This window comes from Streptomyces niveus, from assembly GCF_001723055.1.
Classification (GTDB): domain Bacteria; phylum Actinomycetota; class Actinomycetes; order Streptomycetales; family Streptomycetaceae; genus Streptomyces; species Streptomyces niveus.
On sequence record NZ_MDCR01000418.1, the window covers coordinates 1 to 5182 of the forward strand.

The window sequence follows — 5182 nt, forward strand, 5'->3', positions numbered from 1 at the left end:
GTGCCGGGGTGCGTGCGGGGCGGTGCGCGACCGTGTGGACCAGCCACTCGGTGAGCAGTTCGCGGTCCCGCTCGACCAGTTCACAGCGGCGTACGTGCATCTCCAGCCGGGCGGCCTTCGCCAGCCGTTCCACGCGCCAGGCCGCCGCGCGCGTGGAGGTCCGCCTCTTCGGCGCGCGCTCGGTCCTGCGGTTGCGCGCGCCGAAGAGGCGGACCTCCACGACGAACAGGCGCGCGCCCGGGTCCGGGCGCAGGACGCCGGCGGATATCCCCTCGCCCCGTACGGAACTGTCGACGAGGGGCCAGCCGCGCTGCTCGAACTCCCGCTCCGCCTGCTCCCAGTCGCGTTCCCTGCCCCGTACCTCGACCAGAGCGAGCACTTTCTGGTCGTACCGCACACCCCGCACACGAACCCCCGTCTCTGTCTGCCTGTCGCGCGAGCACCGTAGAGCATCGCGTCACGCCCGCGGCGATGAGTTTCCGTCGGCCGCGGGGTCTACCTTGCATGGACACCAATACCGATATGTCATTTCCCGACCACGGCCCCGTCTGCCGCAGCGTGGCCAAGCTGCTCGACGGCGTCGACGACAAGCATCTCGCGGCGCCCACGCCGTGCCCGGACTACACCGTGCGGGAGCTGCTCGGGCATCTTGCCGGGCTGACCCTCGCCTTCCGGGACGCCGGGAAGAAGGAGCTGGGAGCGACGACGGACACCGCGCCGACCGACTCCCTGCCGCAGTTGGACGACGACTGGCGGACGGTCCTTCCCGGGCAGTTGGACGGCCTCGCTGCGGCCTGGCGTTCGCCCGACGCCTGGCAGGGCTTCACCCGGGCCGGCGGGGTGGACCTGCCGGGCGAGGTGGCGGGGATCGTCGCGCTGAACGAGCTGGTGGTGCACGGCTGGGACCTGGCGCGCAGCACCGGGCAGGCGTACGAGGTGGACCGGGCGAGCCTGGAGGCGACGCTGTCCTTCCTCGAACCGGCGGCGGCGAGCGCGGAGGCGGGCGAGGCACCGGAGGGACTGTTCGGCCCGCCGGTGGCCGTACCGGCCGACGCGCCGCTGCTCGACCGGGTCATCGGACTGAGCGGGCGCCGGCCGGACTGGCGGCCCGGCGAGTAGCGCGCCTCAGCCCTTGCTCTCCCGCGTGCCCAGCAGCGCGCGTGCCTCCTTCCGGAAGCGGGCGTCCGCGCGGACCGGCTCCTGGGAGAAGCCGGGTATGAAGACGTGCGCGTCGCGCTCCGCCAGGTCGGTCCAGCGGCGCAGCTGAGCGGGCGTCAGGTTGTCCGCCCCGTAGGCCCGCAGGAAGTCCAGTGCCGACTGCGGGTCCGCGTTGGTCTCGGCGGAGATGAGTGCCGCGTCCGCCAGCTTGGTGTGGTCCTGGCCCGCCGGGTCGACGGCGAGGAGGGCGAGCGCCGCTGCCGCCGCGTGGTCGCGGTGGGCCAGTTTGCGTTCGAGGAGCGGGGCGAGCGGGCGGCCCCGCTCACCGAGCGCGCCCGCGGCCCGCGCCGCGCGGACGTTCTGCCAGCGGGTCCAGTCCCCGTCGGCCTCCTCCAGCACTCCGGCGATGATCGGCAGGGCCTCGTCGGCGCTGCCCGTGAGCAGCCACAGCGCGCGGGCCGTCTCCGTGTCGCCGTCGAGGCGGGGGTTGTTGCGCGTCTCGACGGCGGCGCCGGTCGCGGAGCCCGGCGGTTTGCGGGCGGCCTCGCTCAGCGCGGCACGCAGATACGGCAGCAGCACGGGCGCCTGCGAACTGCCCAGCTCCCCGGCGAGTCTCGCCGCTTCGACCACGTCGCGCGGGCCGGCGACCAGCGTGTCGACGATCGCCCGCACCAGCGTCTCGGGCTCCCCCGTGAGCCGGTGCAGCGCGGAGCCGACATCGAGCGGGCTCTGTTCGCCGAGGTCCGCCGCGCGCAGCGCCGCCGCCGCGCGGTCCCGTTCGTCCGGCGGGCAGACGGCGGGCAGGGCGCGCAGGACGACGAAGGGGTACCGGTCGATCGCCGCGAGCAGGTCGGGAACGGCCGCCGCCGCGCGCTGCCCCCAGGCGGCCAGGAGCAGACCGAGATGGATGGACTCGTTCCACGCGATGTCGCTGTCCGCGAACCGGGCCCGGACGGCGTCGAGCAGCTCCGGCAGGTACGGGAACGGGGCCGGGTCCCCTTCCCGTACGGTCCCGGCCCACCCTCCGGGATGTGTCTTCGCCGCCGCGCCGAGCGCCTGCGGGCGGGCCGGCAGGTCGGCGGCCAGCAGCGGTGCCGCCACGTCCGGGGCCGCCGTGACCAGTGCCGCCAACGCGCGGTCGGCCAACTCGCCGCCCCCGGTGGCGAGGGCGGTGAGCGCGGGGACGGCGGGCGCCGCGTACTCGCCGAGCCGTGTGACGACGGAGAGGGCGGGGCTCGCCGACGCCGGGTCGGCGAGCAGGGCCGCCACCGGTCCGGCGAGACGGTCCGGTGCGGCGCGGGAGACGTCACAGGCGTGCTCGGCCCCCGCCACGGCCTCGGCGCGCGCGTCGGCGTCCGGATGCCGGAGCCCGGCGTCGACCAGCGAGAACGCGGCTTCGCGGGCCTCGTCCGTGTCCCGGTCCAGCAGCCGCTCGACGACATATCGCAGCGGCTCGCTCTGCTCCATGTCGAACCGTCCCGCGACCAGCGGGCCGGCGGGCAGCAGGGAGATCAGGGCGTCGTGATGGACGGGCGTCCACGCCAGGTCCGCGTCCACGCAGGCGAGCAACGCGGCCAGCCGCACCGAGGCGGCTTCTCCAACCCCGTTCCCGCCGAGGACCGCCGTCTCGAACTCGCCGGCGCCCGCCGGATCCAGCCATACCGACCCGGCCAGCACCTCCGCCCGTACGAGCGGGTCCAACTCCCCCTCCCAGCACCGCCGCAGCACCGGAAGCACCTGCTCCGCCGCGCCCGTCCTGGCCGCCGCCCAGACCGCCGCCTGCCGTACGGAGGAGTCGGCCGACTCGATCAGCGGCAGTATCAGCGGCAGTTGGGCGGTCACGGCCGCCCGGCACGCCCCCGGCGTGTCACTGCGCTCGTCCTCGCTCTCGGCGACGCAGCCGAGCAGCACCAGCATGTCGGCCGGCCTGATCCCGGCGGCGGCCAGCCGTGCGGGATACGGCACGGCGTGGGCCGTGGCCTCGTACACCGACCCCTGATGGACGATGTTCCCGTACAGCTCGTACAGCGCCTCTTCCGCCTCCTCGGCGTCGTCGCTCGCCAACGCCCTGAGCTGGCCCGGGACATCGTCCGCGCTTCCGTAGGCGTGCTCCCGATCCGCCCATGGCTGCGCGTCGAGATCGGCGAAAATCTGTGCGAGATCCATATGGAGAATCCTGGCACGCGCCACTGACAACGCGTCCCCGGACAACGCGCCCCGCGAAGCGAGCCGAGCGCGGCCCGGCCCGGTCCGGTCCGGCGCGGCGCGGCGCGGCCCTCACTCGATCAGTGTCCGCTTCGGACGTACCACACAGAACTCGTTGCCCTCCGGGTCCGCCAGCACCGTCCACGACTCCTCGCCGGTCTGCCCGACATCGACCCGTCGCGCGCCGAGCGCGAGGAGCCGGTCGATCTCGGCCTCGCGGTCCTCCGCGACAGTCGTCAGGTCGAGGTGAAGGCGGTTCTTGACGGTCTTGCGCTCCGTCGCGGGCACCGGCATGAAGCACATGCCGACCGGCGCGGTCTCGTCGGGCCCGATGACCACCTCCCGCTCGCGCTCGGACAGCACACGCCATCTCAGCGCGCGTGCCCAGAAGCGGGCGAGTCCGGGCAGATCGTGGGCGTCGACGACGATGTGATGCAGGCTCACTGGCATGGCGGCAGTATGCGCCCGATCCCGCCGGTCTCTCGCCGTGCGGGCGGAACTACTCGCCGACCCGGGCCTGCGGGAGCAGGCGCGCCGAACTGCCCTTCCCGCCCCAGTGGTTGAACGCCAGGTTCAGCACGATCGCCACCACGCACCCCGTGCTGATCCCGGAGTCGAGCACCACCAGCAGGTCGCTGGGGAACGCGTGGTAGAACTGCGGCGCCGCTATCGGGATCAGGCCGATACCGACTGCGGCGGCGACTATCAGCGCGTTCTCGCCCTTCTCCAGCGCGGCGGTCGCCAGCGTCTGGATGCCGCTCGCCGCGACCGAGCCGAAGAGCACGATGCCCGCGCCGCCCAGGACCGGCAGCGGGACGAGCGCGATCACCGAGGCCAGTACCGGGCACAGGCCCAGCAGTATGAGGATGGCGCCGCCCGCGGCGACGACGAAGCGGCTGCGGACCTTCGTCATGGCGACCAGGCCGATGTTCTGCGCGAACGCGCTGCACATGAAGCCGTTGAAGAACGGGCTGATGGCACTGCCCAGAGTGTCGGCCCGCAGTCCCCCCTCGATGACGCGCTCGTCGGCCGGCCGGTCCACGATCTTGCCGAGCGCCAGCATGTCGGCGGTCGATTCGGTCATGCAGACGAGCATCACGATGCACATGGAGATGATCGCCGCGATCTCGAACTGCGGGGCGCCGAAGTGGAACGGGGTCGGGAAGCCGACCAGTCCGGCGTCCTTGATCGCGCCGAAGTCGGTCATGTTCAGCGGGATCGCCACGAGGGTGCCGACGACCAGGCCGAGCAGGATCGCGATCTGCTGGAGGAAGCCGCGCAGCACCTTCCGCAGGACCAGCACGATCAGCAGGGTGAGGCCCGCCATCCCGATGTTCTTCATGGAGCCGTAGTCGTCGGCAGTGGCGTTCCCGCCCTGCGACCAGTTGAAGGCCACCGGGAGCAGCGAAACACCGATCAGGGTGATGACGGTGCCGGTGACGACGGGTGGGAAGAACCGCACCAGTTTGGAGAAGTACGGCGTGAGGACGAACCCGAGCACGCTGGCGACGATGATCGCGCCGAAGATGACGCTGATGCCCTCGGCACCGCGCTCCCGGCCGATGGCGACCATCGGTGTCACACCCGCGAACGAGACGCCGTTGACGAACGGCAGCCGCGCGCCGATCTTCCAGAAGCCGATGGTCTGGAGCAGCGTGGCTATGCCGGCGGTGAAGAGGCTGGCGCCCATGAGGAACGCGGTGTCGCGGGCGTTCAGACCCACGGCGGGCCCGACGATCATCGGCGGCGCCACCACGCCCGCGTACATGGCGGCCACATGCTGAAGGCCGCTGGTGAACATCTTGAAGGGGGGCAGGGT

General features: G+C 72.8%; 4 protein-coding genes and 1 pseudogene. 1 reads left to right on the forward strand and 4 read right to left on the reverse strand.

The genetic code is table 11. From position 1 onward, the window contains the following. A pseudogene (locus BHU15_RS35195) lies at positions 1 to 379 on the reverse strand (NnrS multi-domain protein); the annotation flags it as partial. Positions 380 to 522: 143 nt separating this feature from the next. Here BHU15_RS35195 and BHU15_RS35200 point away from each other — a divergent pair. Then, positions 523 to 1119 carry a TIGR03086 family metal-binding protein gene (locus tag BHU15_RS35200; RefSeq protein ID WP_247748398.1) on the forward strand — a complete coding sequence of 199 codons (597 nt, stop codon included), beginning with the start codon at positions 523 to 525 and terminating at the stop codon, positions 1117 to 1119. A 6-nt stretch (positions 1120 to 1125) separates the two neighbouring features. Here BHU15_RS35200 and BHU15_RS42050 read toward each other — a convergent pair whose 3' ends face one another. The 3 genes from BHU15_RS42050 to BHU15_RS35215 all read right to left on the reverse strand — a co-directional run. Continuing rightward, positions 1126 to 3324, reverse strand: a complete 2199-nt coding sequence (locus BHU15_RS42050; RefSeq protein ID WP_079128600.1) for a HEAT repeat domain-containing protein — start codon at positions 3322 to 3324, stop codon at positions 1126 to 1128. A 111-nt stretch (positions 3325 to 3435) separates the two neighbouring features. Continuing rightward, a complete protein-coding gene (locus BHU15_RS35210; RefSeq protein WP_031229113.1) occupies positions 3436 to 3813 on the reverse strand; it encodes a VOC family protein in 378 nt (125 codons plus the stop codon). A gap of 49 nt (positions 3814 to 3862) precedes the next feature. Continuing rightward, a partial coding sequence (locus BHU15_RS35215; protein ID WP_171908516.1) for a nucleobase:cation symporter-2 family protein occupies positions 3863 to 5182 on the reverse strand: 1320 nt, incomplete at its 5' end.